The sequence below is a fragment of the Pseudomonas sp. KBN10P06128 genome (assembly GCF_037574945.1).
GTDB lineage: Bacteria > Pseudomonadota > Gammaproteobacteria > Pseudomonadales > Pseudomonadaceae > Pseudomonas > Pseudomonas aeruginosa.
On record NZ_JBBELR010000001.1, the window covers coordinates 1,705,745 to 1,721,169 of the forward strand.

A 15,425-nucleotide genomic window follows, 5' to 3' on the forward strand; every position below is an offset into this window, starting at 1 on the left:
GTCGGTTCAGAAGGCCTCGCCGGGTACGCGCACCCAGCCTTCCATGAGGATTCGCGCGCTGCGGCTCATGATCGCCTTGGTCACCGTCCATTCGCCGTTCGCCTGGCTGGCCTCGGCGCCCACTCGCAGGGTGCCGGAGGGATGGCCGAAGCGTACCGCGCTGCGTTCGCCGCCGCCGGCGGCGAGGTTCACCAGGGTGCCGGGAATGGCCGCGGCGGTGCCGATGGCCACCGCCGCGGTACCCATCATCGCGTGGTGCAGCTTGCCCATGGACAGCGCGCGGACCAGCAGGTCGATATCGCCGGCCGCCACCAGCTTGCCGCTGGCGGTGCGGTAGTCGCGGGGCGGGGCGACGAAGGCGATCTTCGGCGTGTGCTGGCGGGTCGCGGCTTCCTCGGGGGTCTTGATCAGGCCCATGCGCAGGGCGCCGGCGACGCGGATCCGTTCGAAGCGCGCCAGTTGCTGCGGGTCGCCGTTGATCTCTTCGCGCAGCTCGGTGCCGCGGTAGCCGATCTCCTCGGCATTGACGAACACCGTGGGAATCCCGGCGTTGATCATGGTCGCCTTGAAGGTGCCGACCCCCGGCACCTCCAGGTCGTCCACCAGGTTGCCGGTGGGGAACATGGCGCCGCCGTCCTCGCCGTCGTCGGACGGGTCGAGGAATTCCAGCACGATCTCGGCCGCCGGGAAGGTCACTCCGTCCAGCTCGAAGTCGCCGGTTTCCTGGACTTGGCCGCCGCTCACCGGCACGTGGGCGATGATGGTCTTGCCGATATTGGCCTGCCAGATGCGTACCTCGCAGATGCCGTCTTCCGGTATCCGCGCCGGATCCACCAGCCCGGCGTGCAGGGCGAAGGCGCCGGCCCCGGTGGAGAGGTTGCCGCAGTTGCCGCTCCAGTCGACGAAGGGCTTGTCGATGGAGACCTGGCCGTAGAGGTAGTCGACGTCATGGCCCGGCTGGCTGCTCTTCGAGAGGATCACGCACTTGCTGGTGCTGGAGGTGGCGCCGCCCATCCCGTCGATGTGCGCGGCATAGGGGTCGGGACTGCCGATCACCCGCATGAACAGCCGGTCGCGCGCCTCGCCGGGGACCCGGCAGGATTCCGGCAGGTCTTCCAGGCGGAAGAACACGCCCTTGCTGGTGCCGCCGCGCAGGTAGGTGGCGGGGATGCGGATCTGGGGTGGGTGGGCCATGCGTCGTCGTCCTCGGCAATCGAATTCAGGGGCAGCGGATGCGTTCGACAGCCGCTGCCGGTCGTCGGCGGATGACGCTACGCGTCGCCCGTCCTACCAGGGTGTTTCGCCGGCGCCATCAGGCGCCGGCCGCCTCCAGGAAGTCCTGGGCGAAGCGTTGCAGTACGCCGCCGGCTTCGTAGATGGAGACTTCCTCGTCGCTGTCCAGGCGGCAGGTCACCGGCACTTCGAGCCGCTCCCCGTCGCGCCGGTGGATGACCAGGGTCAGGTCGGCGCGCGGCCGGCGAGCGCCGAGCACGTCGAAGGTCTCGCTGCCGTCGATCCCCAGGGTCAGGCGGGTGGTACCCGGCTTGAACTCCAGCGGCAGCACGCCCATGCCGATCAGGTTGGTGCGGTGGATGCGCTCGAAGCCCTCGGCGACGATCGCCTCCACCCCGGCCAGGCGCACGCCCTTGGCCGCCCAGTCGCGCGAAGAACCCTGCCCGTAGTCGGCGCCGGCGACGATGATCAGCGGCTGCTTGCGCTCCATGTAGGTCTCGATGGCTTCCCACATGCGCATCACCTTGCCTTCCGGCTCGACCCGCGCCAGCGAACCCTGCTTCACGCTGCCGTCGGCGTTGCGCACCATCTCGTTGAACAGCTTCGGGTTGGCGAAGGTCGCGCGTTGCGCGGTGAGGTGGTCGCCGCGGTGGGTGGCGTAGGAGTTGAAGTCCTCCTCGGGCAGGCCCATTTTCGCCAGGTATTCGCCTGCCGCGCTGTCGGCGAGGATCGCGTTGGACGGCGACAGGTGGTCGGTGGTGATGTTGTCCGGCAGCACCGCCAGCGGGCGCATGCCGCGCAGGGTGCGTTCGCCGGCGAGGGCGCCTTCCCAGTACGGCGGGCGGCGGATGTAGGTGCTCGTCGGGCGCCAGGCGTAGAGCGGGTCGACCTTCTCGCGCTCGCCGTGGGTGATGTCGAACATCGGGATGTAGACCTGGCGGAACTGCTCGGGCTTCACCGCCGCCCTGACCACCGCGTCGATCTCCTCGTCGCTCGGCCAGAGGTCCTTCAGGCGGATCTCCTTGCCGTCCACCACGCCGAGCACGTCGCGCTCGATGTCGAAGCGGATGGTCCCGGCGATGGCGTAGGCCACCACCAGCGGCGGCGAGGCGAGGAAGGCCTGCTTGGCGTAGGGGTGGATGCGCCCGTCGAAGTTGCGGTTGCCGGAGAGCACCGCGGTGGCGTACAGGTCGCGCTCGACGATCTCCTGCTGGATCGCCGGGTCGAGGGCGCCGGACATGCCGTTGCAAGACGTGCAGGCGTAGGCCACCACGCCGAAGCCGAGGGCTTCCAGGTGCGGCAGCAGGCCGGCTTCGCGCAGGTATTCGGTGACCACCTTGGAGCCGGGTGCCAGCGAGGTCTTCACCCATGGCTTGCGGACCAGGCCGAGGCGGTCGGCGTTGCGCGCCAGCAGGCCGGCGGCGATCACGTTGCGCGGGTTGCTGGTGTTGGTGCAACTGGTGATCGCGGCGATGATCACCGCGCCGTCCGGCATCAGGCCCTCGGCTTCCTCGGCGCGGGCCCGCTCGAGGTTGCCGGCGATGCCTTTCGCCGCCAGTTCGCTGGTGGCGACCCTGGCGTGCGGATTGGACGGGCCGGCCATGTTGCGCACCACGCTGGACAGGTCGAACTTCAGTACCCGCTCGTACTCGGCGTCGACCAGGCTGTCGGCCCAGAGTCCGGCGGTGCGCGCATAGGCCTCCACCAGGGCGACCTGCTCGTCGTCGCGGCCGGTGAGGCGCAGGTAGTCGATGGTCTGCTGGTCGATGGCGAACATCGCCGCAGTGGCGCCGTATTCCGGAGCCATGTTGGAGATGGTCGCGCGGTCGCCGAGGGTCAGGCTGGAGGCGCCTTCGCCGTAGAACTCCAGGTAGGCGCCGACCACCTTCTGCTTGCGCAGGAACTCGGTCAGGGCCAGCACCACGTCGGTGGCGGTGATGCCCGGCTGGCGACGGCCGCTCAGCTCGACGCCGACGATGTCCGGCAGGCGCATCCAGGAGGCGCGGCCGAGCATCACGTTTTCCGCTTCCAGGCCGCCGACGCCGATGGCGATCACGCCCAGGGCGTCGACGTGCGGGGTATGGCTGTCGGTGCCCACGCAGGTATCGGGGAAGGCCACGCCGTCGCGCGCCTGGATCACCGGCGACATTTTCTCCAGGTTGATCTGGTGCATGATGCCGTTGCCCGGCGGGATCACGTCGACGTTGCGGAAGGCCTGCTTGGTCCAGTCGATGAAGTGGAAGCGGTCCTCGTTGCGGCGGTCCTCGATGGCGCGGTTCTTGGCGAAGGCCTCGGGGTCGTAGCCGCCGCATTCCACCGCCAGCGAGTGGTCGACGATCAGTTGCACCGGCACCACCGGGTTGACCTGGGCCGGGTCGCCGCCCTTGTCGGCGATGGCGTCGCGCAGGCCGGCGAGGTCGACCAGCGCGGTCTGCCCGAGGATGTCATGGCAGACCACCCGCGCCGGGTACCAGGGGAAGTCGAGGTCGCGCTTGCGCTCGACCAGTTGGCGCAGCGAAGCCTCCAGGGTCGCCGGGTCGCAGCGGCGCACCAGGTTCTCGGCGAGCACGCGGGAGGTATAGGGCAGCTTGGCGTAGGCACCGGGCTGGATGGCCTCGACCGCCTCGCGGGCGTCGAAGTAGTCCAGGCGGGTGCCGGGGAGCGGTTTGCGGTGTGCGCTGTTCATGGCTCGGACTCAATCACGGGGTGTTCGGAAGCGTGTCGCTCGCGCCGTGGCGCAGCCCACGCCGGCCTTTCGAATTCTGGGTGCGGCAACCGTCCGGCGCGCTCGTGTTCGGCGCGCCGGACGGCATGGATCAGCGTTGCTCCAGCGGCACGAACGCGCGCTGCTCGACGCCGGTGTACTCGGCGCTCGGGCGGATGATGCGGTTGTTGGCGCGCTGTTCGAAGACGTGGGCGGTCCAGCCGCTGGTCCGCGAGCAGACGAAGATCGGCGTGAACAGCTTGGTCGGGATGCCCATGAAGTGATACGCCGAGGCGTGGTAGAAGTCGGCATTGGGGAACAGCTTCTTCTGCTCCCACATAGTCTTGTCGATGGCCTCGGAAACCGCGAACAGGACCTTGTCGCCGACCTCGTCGGCGAGCTGCTTCGACCAACCCTTGATCACTTCGTTGCGCGGGTCGGAATCCTTGTAGATGGCATGCCCGAAGCCCATGATCTTGTCCTTGCGCTCGAGCATCTTCAGCAGCTCGGCGGTGGCTTCCTGCGGCGAAGAGAAGCGTTCGATCAGTTCCATCGCCGCCTCGTTGGCGCCGCCGTGCAGCGGGCCGCGCAGCGAGCCGATGGCGCCGGTGACGCAGGAGTACAGGTCGGACAGGGTCGAGGCGCAAACCCGCGCGGTGAAGGTGGATGCGTTGAACTCATGCTCGGCGTAGAGGATCAGCGAGACGTTCATCACCTTCACGTGCAGCTCGCTGGGCTTCCTGCCGTGGAGCAGGGCGAGGAAGTGCCCGCCGATGGTCGGCTCGTCGCTGTTGCAGTCGATGCGCTGGCCTTCGTGGGTGAAGCGGTACCAGTAGGTCATGATCGCCGGGAAGGCGGCGAGCAGGCGGTCGGCGACGTCGCGCTGCTGGTCGAAGCTCAGCTCCGGTTCCAGGGTGCCGAGGACCGAGGCGCCGGTGCGCATCACGTCCATCGGGTGGGCGTCCTTGGGAATCCGTTCGAGAACTTCCTTCAGCGCCTGCGGCAGGTCGCGCTGGCCCTGGAGCTTCTTCAGGTAGGCGTCGAGCTGTTGCTTGTTCGGCAGTTCGCCGTAGAGCAGCAGGTAGGCGACCTCCTCGAAGATCGCCGCCGCCGCCAGGTCGCGGACGTCGTAGCCACGGTAGGTCAGGCCGGCGCCTTCCTGGCCGACGGTGGACAGGGCTGTCTGGCCGGCCACCTGGCCACGCAGGCCGGCGCCACTCAGTACTTTTGCTTCAGCCATTGCTCTCTCCTTTCTTGAATTTTTTCTGGATGCTGCAACTCGGTTTCACGGGGTTCGCGGACCGGCGCTCAGGCGCACGCCGGGCTCGATGCTCAGGCGTTCTTCTTCTGCGCGAAGAGCGCGTCGAGCTTCTGCTCGAAGCTGTGGTAATCGATGCGATCGTACAGCTCCATGCGGGTTTGCATGGTATCGATCACGTTCTTCTGGGTGCCGTCGCGACGGATCGCGGTGTAGACGTTCTCCGCCGCCTTGTTCATGGCGCGGAAGGCCGACAGCGGGTAGAGCACCAGGGACACGTCGGCGGAGGCCAGTTCGTCGGTGGTGAACAGCGGGGTGGCGCCGAACTCGGTGATGTTGGCCAGCACCGGCACCTTCACCGCGGCGGCGAACTCCTTGTACATGGCCAGTTCGGTCATGGCTTCCGGGAAGATCATGTCGGCGCCGGCCTCGACGCAGGCGCAGGCGCGGTCGATGGCGGCCTGCAGGCCTTCCACGGCCAGCGCGTCGGTGCGCGCCATGATCACGAAGGAGTCGTCGTTGCGGGCATCGACGGCGGCCTTGATGCGGTCGACCATCTCCTGCTGCGAGACGATCTCCTTGTTCGGCCGATGGCCGCAGCGCTTGGCGCCGACCTGGTCCTCGATATGCATCGCGGCGGCGCCGAACTTGATCATCGACTTCACCGTGCGGGCGACGTTGAACGCCGAGGAGCCGAAGCCGGTGTCGACGTCCACCAGCAGCGGCAGGTCGCAGACGTCGGTGATCCGGCGCACGTCGGTGAGCACGTCGTCGAGGCCGCTGATGCCCAGGTCCGGCAGGCCCAGGGAACCGGCAGCGACGCCGCCGCCGGACAGGTAGATGGCCTTGAAGCCGGCGCGCTTGGCCAGCAGGGCGTGGTTGGCGTTGATGGTGCCGACCACCTGCAGCGGGTGCTCGGTGGCCACGGCTTCGCGGAAGCGCTGGCCGGGGGTAAGGGACGTCTGGCTCATCACGGACCTCTTAGACGGTGGAGGAAGCGGAGGCGAGCTTCGCCGGCTGGGGTTCCAGCTGGCGCTCGATATTGCGGCGCGACGCACTGATGTGGCGGCGCATCAGCAGCTCGGCCAGTTCGCCGTCACGGTCGGCGATGGCGTCGAGAATGCGGTGGTGTTCGGCGAAGGCCTGGCGCGGCCGGTTCGGTGTGGTCGAGTACTGGATGCGGTACATCCGCACCAGTTGGTAGAGCTCGCCGCAGAGCATGCGGGTGAGGGTGGCGTTGCCGCTGCCCTGGATGATCCGGTAGTGGAAGTCGTAGTCGCCTTCCTGCTGGTAATAGCCGCGCCCGGCCTGGAACGCCTCGTCGCGCTCGTGGGTGTCGAGCACCCGGCGCAGTTCGTCGATCTCGGCCTGGCTCATGCGCTCGGCGGCCAGTCGGCAGGCCATGCCTTCCAGGGACTCGCGGATCTCGTAGAGTTCGATCAGCTCGGCGTGGCTCAGCGACACCACCCGCGCCCCGACATGCGGCACCCGCACCAGCAGGCGCAGGCCTTCCAGGCGGTGGATCGCCTCGCGCAGCGGGCCGCGGCTGATGCCGTAGGTGCGCGCCAGCTCCGGCTCGGAGATCTTGCTGCCCGGCGCGATCTCGCCGCTGACGATGGCGCTCTGGATCTTGCGGAAGACGTGTTCCGACAAGGTCTCGCCGTCGTCATGGGCAATTTCGAGAGGGGGCGGGTTCTGGGTCATGGTACTGGCTGTCTGGGTCGATGTGTCGACAATGTTTGCGAAAGCTACCGCCTGGATTGCGTGGGGTCAATCATTCGTCGCTTGATTGTCGACAATCGTCTAATGCATCGCTGGTCTATGCTTTCCCCTCCAGCCGCTGTGCCAGGAGAGAGTTTCGTGGGCATCTATGACCGTTACGTGTTGCCGCGCCTGATCGACTTCGCCTGCGGCATGGGCGACGTGATGAAGCAGCGTTCGCTGCTGGTGCCGCGCGCCCATGGGCGGGTGCTGGAGATCGGTCTGGGCACCGGGCTCAACCTGGGCTTCTACGACGCGGCGAAGGTGTCGGCGATCGTCGGCGTCGACCCGGCCGCGCAAATGCAGGCGCTGGCCCGCGAGCGCGCGGCGCAAATCGGCATCCCGGTGGAAATGGTCGCCCTCGAGCTTGGCGAGATCCGCGCCGAGGCGGAAAGCTTCGACACCATCGTCTGCACTTTCACCCTTTGCTCCATCGCCGCGCCGCTGCCGGCGCTGGGCGAGATGCGTCGGGTGCTGAAGCGTGGCGGCGAATTGCTGTTCTGCGAGCACGGGCGCGCGCCGGACGCCTCGGTGCTGGCCTGGCAACGGCGCCTGACGCCCTGGTGGAAACCGCTGGCCGGCGGTTGTCACCTGGACCGCGACATGCCGGCCTTGCTGCGCGAGGCCGGCTTTCGCATCGACGAGCTGGAACAGGGCTACCTGCCCGGGCCGCGGCCGATGACCTACGTCTACCGCGGCGTCGCGCGCTGAATCCGGGCGGCGCTCAGAGCGCCTTGGGCAAGGGCGCGAACAGCGCGTCGATATCGGCCTCGTCGAGCTTCCAGCCGTCGCCGTTGCCTTCGCTGAACAGGCCGTCGGCGAGGGCGGCCTTTTCCTGCTGCAGGTGCTGGATCTTCTCTTCCACCGTGCCGCGGGCGATCAGCCGGTAGACGAACACCGGCTTGTCCTGGCCGATGCGGTAGGCGCGGTCGCTGGCCTGATTCTCCACCGCCGGGTTCCACCAGGGATCGTAGTGGATCACGGTGTCCGCCGCGGTCAGGTTGAGGCCGACCCCGCCTGCCTTCAGGCTGATCAGGAACACCGGCACCTTGCCGCTCTGGAAGCGCTGTACCGGGGCGCGGCGGTCGCGGGTCTCGCCGGTCAGCAGGACGTAGTCGACGCCGCGCTGGCGCAGGGCGTCCTCGATCAGCGCGAGCATCGAGGTGAACTGCGAGAACAGCAGGACCCGGCGACCCTCGGCGATCAGTTCGTCGAGCATGTCGAGCAGGTAGGCCAGCTTGCCCGAGCTGAGCGCCCGGCCGCTGCGCGCGCCGTCTTCCTGGCGTTGCAGCAGGCGCGTGTCGCAGCAGACCTGGCGCAGCTTGAGCAGCGCCTCGAGGATCACGATGCGGCTGCGCGCCAGGCCGCGCCGGGCGATCTCCTCGCGGACCTTGCGGTCCAGCGCCAGGCGCACGGTCTCGTAGAGTTCGCGTTGCGCCTCGCTGAGTTCGACGAACTGGGTGAACTCGCTCTTCGGCGGCAGTTCCGAGGCCACCTGTTCCTTGGTCCGTCGCAGCAGGAACGGCCGCAGGCGCGCGGCCAGGTGGCTGAGGCGTGCCTCGTCGCCGTGCTTCTCGATCGGCGTGCGGTAGTCCTGGGCGAACTGGCGGGCGTCGCCGAGCCAGCCGGGCATCAGGAAATGGAACAGCGACCAGAGTTCGCCGAGGTGGTTCTCCAGCGGCGTGCCGGTCAGGCACAGGCGATGCCGTGCCGCCAGCTCGCGGGCGGCGACGGCGGCCTTGGTGGTGGCGTTCTTGATGTTCTGCGCCTCGTCGAGGATCAGCAGGTGGAACCGCCGCTTGCCCAGCTCGGCGGCGTCGCGTGGCAGCAGGGCATAGGTGGTCAGCACCAGGTCGTGCTCGTCGATGCGGGCGAAGTCGCGGCGCCGGCCGGCGCCGTGCAGGGCCAGCACGCGCAGATCGGGGGCGAAGCGCTCGGCCTCGTCCAGCCAGTTGGGGATCAGGCTGGTGGGCATCACCACCAGCGCCGGCGTGTCGAGCCGCCCGGCCTGCTTTTCCAGGAGCACGTGGGCCAGCGACTGCAAGGTCTTGCCCAGCCCCATGTCGTCGGCCAGCACGCCGCCGCTGTCGAGTTCGCGCAGGGTCTGCATCCAGCTCAGGCCTTCGAGCTGGTAGGGCCGCAGTTCGGCGCGCAGGCCTTGCGGCGGGGTCGCCGGACGAGCCTGGAAACTGCGTAGGCGGCGGGCGAAGTCGCGCAGGTTGTCGCCGCCTTCCCAGGCCAGCGGCAACTCGTCGAGATCGGCCAGGCGCGCCGCGTCCGGTGCGCCCAGGCGCAGCTTGCGCTGCGGTTCGGGGTCGCCCAGGTAGAAGTCGGAAAGCGTCGCCAGCACCGGCTTCAGGCGGCCGAAGGGCAGCGCCACGCGCAGCGGCGGGTTGAGTTCCAGGCGCAGCACCAGTTGCTCTTCGTCGGCGTGCCGGGCGAGGGCGCGCGGATCGAGCAGGGCCGGACTGCGGCGGATCAGCTCGGTCAGAGCCGGCAGCAGGCTGACCCGCTGTCCGGCGACCTGGATGCCCAGTTCCAGCTCGAACCACTGGCGGTCGTCGGCTTCCTCGACCTCGGCGTACCAGGCGTCGATGGGCGTCAGGTCGTAGGCGAAGTCAGCGCGGATGTCGATGAACCAGCCCTGCTGGCGCAGGCGCGGCAGGTCGTCCTGCATGAAGTGCAGCCAGGCGTTGTCGCCGGGCAGTTCGAACATCTCGCCGGCGCTTTCCTCGAGCGCGTCGCTGCGCCGGGTCGCCGGCTTGAAGCCGAGGCGGCGCAGGGTCTCGCGGTATTCCTGCTCGTGCGCCGGACGCCGTTCGATACGCCGCTGGGCCTCCCGTGGCTCGCTGCCGGGACGCCCGGAAACCGCCTCGCCGGCATAGATGAAGGCCAGCGCCGCGCGGTGCCGGGAAATGCTCTGCATGCGTCCGCTGCGCAGGTCGTAGCCGCTGTGCACGTGGCTGCCGAGGGTCAGCCGCGCATACGGCCGGGCCGGGTCGATGGCCAGGCTGAGCTGGGTGTCTGGGGCGGAGGGTGAAGTCATCCGGTATGTCCTTCGGCGGAACCAGCCGAAACCGCAAACAGCCGATATTACCAAGCTCGACGCGCTTGCGCAGAGCGGAGATGGACGTATGGCGAGGCGGGCGGGGACGGCGGGATACGACCCGCTCTCGTCGGACCCCGGCAATCCCAGGCGTGCCGCGACCTGGCGGTCGTCCGGAGCAAGTACAAATGCGAACGTAATTGAGATACAGTCGCAAACCTTCCGAATCGACGACCGCCTCGCCACCCGCGAGCGCGGCGTCGCCGTGCCAGCCAGACGAGGTAGCGACGATGCAAGGCCCTGTTTCCACCCGGGACGCCGCCCCATGACCAGCCAGGCCCTGGCCGGCGGACTGTCCGTCACCGGCCGCATCCTCGTCGCGGTCCTGCTTGGCTACGCGCTGGCCTATGCGGTCACCGCCTGCCTGAGCATCTACCTGCCGCTGCCGCGTCCCGACCGGGTCTCGTTCGGCAGCCTCGGCTGCTTCGCCGTGTGGGTCGCGGCCATCGTCTACGCCTTCGCCGCGCGCAGCGCCTGGCGCGCCTGCTGGGTGCTGGCGCTGGCCAGCCTGGCGCTGGGCGGCCTGGCCTGGCTCGGCCTCGACTACGGAGCGCGTCCATGAACCTGCGTCAATCGATGTCCGGCCTGCATACCTGGTCGGGGCTGCTGGTCAGCTGGCTGCTGTTCGTCATCGTCTTCGCCGGCAGCCTGGCCAGCTTCGACAAGGAGCTGACCCGCTGGATGCAGCCGGACCTGCACCTGCCCGGCGCGCAGTCGCTGGGCGCCGACCAGGTGCGCGACTGGTTGCGCCAGCGCGCGCCCGATGCCCATGCCTGGTGGATGCTGCCGCCGAGCGAGCGGGCGCCTTACTGGAACGCCGGCTGGGAACCGCGCGACGGCAGCGAGTTCAAGGCCTTCCAGCTGGACGCGGTGAGCGGCCAGCCGCTGCCGAAGACGGTCGGCGGCGAGTTCTTCTTCACCCTGCACTACGACCTGCACGCCGGCATGGTCGGCCTGTACATCGTCGGCATCGCCGGGATGCTGATGCTGGTGGCGCTGGTCAGCGGGACCATCGTGCACCGGCGGATCTTCAAGGACTTCTTCACCCTGCGCCCGCAGGCGGCGCGGCAGCGCGCCTGGCTCGACGCGCACAACGTGCTGGGGGTGATCGGCCTGCCGTTCCACCTGATGATCGCCTACACCGGCCTGGTGATCTTCATCGTCTACTACATGCAGGCGGGCCTGCAGGTGGTCTACCAGAACGATGGCGAGCGCTTCTTCCATGAAGTGCAGGGCTCCTACGAACGCGAGGAAGTCGGCCGCCCGGCGGGGCCGCCGGCGTCCATCGACGGCCTGATCGTCGAGGCCGGCAAGGTCTGGGCCGACGGCGGCGCGCCGGGCTGGATCAGCGTCCACCATCCCTATGACGAGGCGGCCACCGTGGACATCCGCCGGCGCGACGCCTCGCGCATCCTCGACGACCAGCGCACGGTCAACTTCGATGCCTCCAGCGGCGAACTGCTGCATGCCCAGCCGTCCTATGCGCCCGGCTACGCCACCTACGGCTGGCTGACCGGCCTGCACATGATCCAGTGGGGCGGCCAGTTGGTGCGCTGGATGTACCTGTTGCTCGGGCTGTCCGGGGCGATGATGATCTTCGGCGGGTTGCAGGTCTGGCTGGCCAAGCGCGAGGCTCGCGGCAGTCGCGGCATTGGTCTGGTGCGGGCGCTGAACCTGGCGGTCTGCGGCGGCCTGCCGCTGGCCAGCCTGGCGCTGCTGTGGGGCAACCGCCTGCTGCCGACGCAACTGGCCGGCCGCGACACCTGGGAGATCCGCGTGTTTTGCGCCAGTTGGGCGCTGGTCGCGCTGTGGGCCATCGTCCGCCGCAACAGCGGGACCCTCGGTCGCACGCAACTGCGCCTCGCCGCCGTGCTGGCGCTGGGCCTGCCGCTGCTCGGCCTGCTGCGTAGCCCGGAAGGCAACCTGCTGGCCAGCCTGCAGCGCGGCGACTGGGTGCTGGCCGGCGTCGACCTCAGCCTGCTGGGCCTCGGCCTGCTCTGCGCCTGGCTCGGCTGGCGACGTCGGCAAGCGTCGAGCAAGCCCGCCCGGCGACGCCTGAACGTCCAGGAGGTGGCCTGATGCTGCTGGTCTTCGGCCTCAACCTGCTGGCCTTCACCGCTCTCTGCCTGGCCATGAACCGCCACCACAAGAACCTCCTCGGCCACCAGCCGTCGGCTTCCCGGGTGCTTCTGCTACGCGGCGTGGCGCTGCTCGACCTGGGCCTGGCGCTGGCCTTCTCGATCCACCGGCAGGGCGTGGAGATCGGCATCGTCTTCTGGTCCTGCCTGCTGATGCTGGCGGCCGGCACGCTGGTCCTGCTGCTCGCCTGGCGGCCACGCTGGGCATTGCCTTGCGCCGCCGGAGTGCCGTTGCTCGGCGGGGTGCTGGCGCTGCTGCGCTGAAGGGCGCGCCGCCCATCCGTGCCTCGGGGGCGGCCCGGTCCAGCGTCTATGCTGGTGGTCGTGCTTTCCCCCGGAGGTATGCGCCATGCACACGCCCGCCAGCAACACCGTCGCCAGCGTCATTCCCTGCCTGCGTTACCGCGATGCGCCGGCCGCCATCGACTGGCTGTGCCGGACCTTTGGCTTCCAGCGCAAGCTGGTGGTGCCCGGCGAGGACGGACAGGTGCTCCACGCCGAGTTGACCTACGCCAGCCCGAACGGCGCCAACGGCATGCTGATGCTCGGTTCGAGCGTCCGCGACAACGCCTATGGTCGGCTGATGCGGCACGTCGACGAAGCCGGCGGCAATACCCAGAGCCTCTACCTGGTGGTCGCCGATCCCGACGCCCTGTTCCGCAGCGCCCAGGCCGCCGGCGCCGAGATCGTCATCGACATCAAGGACGAGGACTACGGCGGTCGCGGCTTCACTTGCCGCGATCCGGAGGGCCACGTCTGGAGCTTCGGCAGCTATGATCCCTGGGCATGAGGCCCCGTCCATTCACCACAGGAGACGCTGCATGAAAACGCTCACGCTGATCGATGGCCAGGAGGTCGCCACCATCGGCCAGGGTACCTGGCATATCGGCGAGCAGCCCGGCGAACGCAAGCGCGAGGTCGCGGCGCTGCGCGAAGGCATCGAACTGGGGATGACGCTGATCGATACCGCCGAGATGTACGCCGAGGGCGGCGCCGAGGACGTGGTCGGCGCGGCTATCGCGGGACGCCGCGAAAAGGTCTTCCTGGTCAGCAAGGTCTACCCGCACAACGCCAGCCGCAAGGGTCTGCCGGCGGCCTGCGAGCGCAGCCTGCGCCGGCTCGGTTGCGAAACCATCGACCTCTACCTGCTGCACTGGCAGGGCCGGTATCCGCTGGAGGAAACCATCGAAGCCTTCGAGCGGTTGCGCGACCAGGGCAAGATCCTGCGCTGGGGCGTGTCCAACTTCGACCTGGGCGACATGTACGAACTGGACGGCAGCGCCTGTGCCGCCAACCAGGTGATGTACAACCTGGAGGAACGCGGTATCGAATACGACCTGCTGCCCTGGTGCCAGGAGCGCGGCATGCCGGTGATGGCCTACTGTCCGGTGGGGCAGGGCGGCAGGCTGCTACGGCACCCGGCGCTCGGCGAGATCGCCGCGCGCCACGACGCCAGCAGCGCCCAGGTCGCCCTGGCCTGGCTACTGGAGCAGGGGGTGATCGCGATCCCGAAGGCGGTGACGTCCGCTCACATCCGCCAGAATGCGGCGGCGGCCGACCTGGAACTGAGCGCCGACGACCTGCGGGCGCTCGACCAGGCGTTCCCGCCGCCTACCCGCAAGCGAAACCTGGCGATCGTCTGAGTGGAGTACAGGAGAAACGGCCTGCGCTTGTTTCCCCTGGCCGCAGGAATATGACGAAGTTGGCGAGGAAATATTTAAAAAGGAATAAGTAAATATTTATTTCCTGCGTGGGAACTTTCTTCAACTTAACCTGTATTTTTCGCTGTCCCACAAAAAAGCCCCGTCGGGGACGGGGCTTTTCCTTGCATTCGCGCTGATGCTTGCATGATTCAGGCAGCCAGTGTTTTCTTGCGAACTCGATTGATCACTTCTTCCATTTTGCCGGAGTCGTCGTACTGCTCCGGATACAGGCGCTCGCTGTGGCAGGCCACGCCATGCTGGTCAACGATGGTGAAACTGAAGTTTCCTTTACGAGTTGCCTGGATCAGGCAGTCGAACGGCGCAAATGCGGCGGTTAGGGTGCGAATTGCATCCTGAGTACGATGTTGAATAGACATATTCTTATGTTCCTTTACTTTCACGCTTATGGAGCAGCGTATATTGCAAATGTTCCCGCTCCGTGACAGTGCCAAGAAAGCTTTGTGTCGGGGGAACGTACTGGTTATGCCGGCTTTTTTCGAAAAGAGCAAGCTGGCAGTTCAGGTACTAATCAGAGGATCGATTGGCAGGAAAGTTTCCAGGCCAGGATCCTGATCAATCTGCGGGTGGTATTGCGGGACGCCGGTCTTCCCATCGGCCCTGCGTGGCAGGGGATTGCTTCAGAAGAGTGGCGACCGAAGAACCATCGGAAGGCTGTAACCCTGATGGTAGAGCCCTTTTCATCTGTGGGCCCGGTCGTGGGGTAAAGCCTGATTGACTTTCAGTTTGGTACGCAGTTCCGGATTCTATGTCTTTCGACGAAGAAAGGCCAGGACATTTTTTGAGCAGATGTCGCCCCGGCGGCGGGAATGTTTGAGCATTTGTTTCGGCGGACGCCTGCCAACCGGGCAAAGGTTATGGGCCTGGCGTCGGCGGCGCGTGGCAGGATTGCCGTTCCATCGCCGCGCCGAGGTTATCCATGCCGTCGCCCGCTCGCACGCTGCTCGTGGCCTTCGTGTCCGCCTGGTTCCTGCTGGGTGGGCTGGGCCATTTCGTCTTCACCGATTTCTTCGTCGGCATCGTCCCGCCCTACGTGCCCTGGCCGCTGGCGGCGGTGTGGGTCAGCGGGGTCTTCGAACTGCTCGGCGCCGCCGCCCTGCTGGTGCCGGCATGGCGCCGGCTGGCGGCGTGCGGGCTGTTCATCCTGACCCTCTGCGTGACCCCGGCCAACCTCTACATGTGGCAGCACCCCGACCTGTTCCCATCCTTCCCGTCGACGCTGCTGGCCGCTCGCCTGGCGCTGCAGGCGTTCCTCCTCGGCTGCATCCTGGCGCTGATGCTGGCGCGGGACGAGGCGCCGCTGGCACGACGCTAGGCGCAGGCGAAAAAAAGCCACTGTGCGGGGGTGGACAGTGGCCGGGAATGCCAGGAGATGGAGGAGCAATCGGACCTGGCGTGGATAGAGTAGTAGCCGCTCTGTCGAGGGTCTGTATGGCTATTGGTGAACTTTGTGAAGAAGTGCAAAGTAGAGCGGCCAACGGACGAACGGTGTTGCACGCGGCGG

The 15,425-nt window shown here is 67.7% G+C and carries 14 protein-coding genes; 7 read left to right on the top strand and 7 right to left on the bottom strand.

What is annotated here, in order from left to right:
* Positions 1–6: 6 nt before the first annotated feature.
* From prpF to VQ065_RS07930, 5 genes are all read right to left on the bottom strand, one after another.
* Positions 7–1,194 (bottom strand): 2-methylaconitate cis-trans isomerase PrpF, encoded by a 1,188-nt coding sequence (prpF, locus tag VQ065_RS07910; RefSeq protein ID WP_003085624.1) that lies wholly within the window; start codon positions 1,192–1,194, stop codon positions 7–9.
* 118 nt (positions 1,195–1,312) lie between these two features.
* Entirely contained in the window at positions 1,313–3,919 is a 2,607-nt protein-coding gene (gene acnD, locus VQ065_RS07915; protein WP_003085627.1) for a Fe/S-dependent 2-methylisocitrate dehydratase AcnD, read from the bottom strand.
* Positions 3,920–4,049: 130 nt separating this feature from the next.
* Positions 4,050–5,177 carry a bifunctional 2-methylcitrate synthase/citrate synthase gene (prpC, locus tag VQ065_RS07920; RefSeq protein WP_003085628.1) on the bottom strand — a complete coding sequence of 376 codons (1,128 nt, stop codon included), beginning with the start codon at positions 5,175–5,177 and terminating at the stop codon, positions 4,050–4,052.
* 92 nt (positions 5,178–5,269) lie between these two features.
* Positions 5,270–6,166, bottom strand: a complete 897-nt coding sequence (prpB, locus tag VQ065_RS07925) for a methylisocitrate lyase (RefSeq protein ID WP_003085630.1) — start codon at positions 6,164–6,166, stop codon at positions 5,270–5,272.
* 10 nt (positions 6,167–6,176) lie between these two features.
* The gene (locus tag VQ065_RS07930; RefSeq protein WP_003085635.1) at positions 6,177–6,899 is read right to left on the bottom strand and encodes a GntR family transcriptional regulator; all 723 of its coding nucleotides are present in this window, start codon (positions 6,897–6,899) and stop codon (positions 6,177–6,179) included.
* A gap of 117 nt (positions 6,900–7,016) precedes the next feature.
* On the opposite strand from VQ065_RS07930, the gene VQ065_RS07935 reads away from it, so the two are divergent.
* Complete coding sequence (locus VQ065_RS07935; protein WP_003118644.1) at positions 7,017–7,667, top strand: class I SAM-dependent methyltransferase; 651 nt, start codon at positions 7,017–7,019, stop codon at positions 7,665–7,667.
* A gap of 13 nt (positions 7,668–7,680) precedes the next feature.
* Here the strand turns inward: VQ065_RS07935 and VQ065_RS07940 are convergent, their stop codons facing one another.
* Positions 7,681–9,672 (bottom strand): DEAD/DEAH box helicase, encoded by a 1,992-nt coding sequence (locus VQ065_RS07940; RefSeq protein ID WP_003140910.1) that lies wholly within the window; start codon positions 9,670–9,672, stop codon positions 7,681–7,683.
* Positions 9,673–10,327: 655 nt separating this feature from the next.
* On the opposite strand from VQ065_RS07940, the gene VQ065_RS07945 reads away from it, so the two are divergent.
* From VQ065_RS07945 to VQ065_RS07965, 5 genes are all read left to right on the top strand, one after another.
* Positions 10,328–10,624, top strand: a complete 297-nt coding sequence (locus VQ065_RS07945; RefSeq protein WP_003085639.1) for a DUF3649 domain-containing protein — start codon at positions 10,328–10,330, stop codon at positions 10,622–10,624.
* Positions 10,621–12,141, top strand: a complete 1,521-nt coding sequence (locus VQ065_RS07950; RefSeq protein ID WP_003085640.1) for a PepSY-associated TM helix domain-containing protein — start codon at positions 10,621–10,623, stop codon at positions 12,139–12,141. Before VQ065_RS07945 ends, VQ065_RS07950 begins: the two co-directional genes overlap by 4 nt.
* Entirely contained in the window at positions 12,141–12,464 is a 324-nt protein-coding gene (locus tag VQ065_RS07955; RefSeq protein ID WP_004364132.1) for a DUF3325 domain-containing protein, read from the top strand. Before VQ065_RS07950 ends, VQ065_RS07955 begins: the two co-directional genes overlap by 1 nt.
* An 85-nt stretch (positions 12,465–12,549) precedes the next feature.
* A complete protein-coding gene (locus VQ065_RS07960) occupies positions 12,550–12,990 on the top strand; it encodes a VOC family protein (protein ID WP_003085641.1) in 441 nt (146 codons plus the stop codon).
* A 31-nt stretch (positions 12,991–13,021) separates the two neighbouring features.
* Complete coding sequence (locus tag VQ065_RS07965; RefSeq protein ID WP_003085642.1) at positions 13,022–13,843, top strand: aldo/keto reductase; 822 nt, start codon at positions 13,022–13,024, stop codon at positions 13,841–13,843.
* Between the two features lie 209 nt (positions 13,844–14,052).
* Here the strand turns inward: VQ065_RS07965 and VQ065_RS07970 are convergent, their stop codons facing one another.
* Positions 14,053–14,280, bottom strand: a complete 228-nt coding sequence (locus VQ065_RS07970; protein WP_003085644.1) for a hypothetical protein — start codon at positions 14,278–14,280, stop codon at positions 14,053–14,055.
* A 560-nt stretch (positions 14,281–14,840) separates the two neighbouring features.
* On the opposite strand from VQ065_RS07970, the gene VQ065_RS07975 reads away from it, so the two are divergent.
* A complete protein-coding gene (locus VQ065_RS07975; protein ID WP_023098810.1) occupies positions 14,841–15,236 on the top strand; it encodes a DoxX family protein in 396 nt (131 codons plus the stop codon).
* Positions 15,237–15,425: the final 189 nt, after the last annotated feature.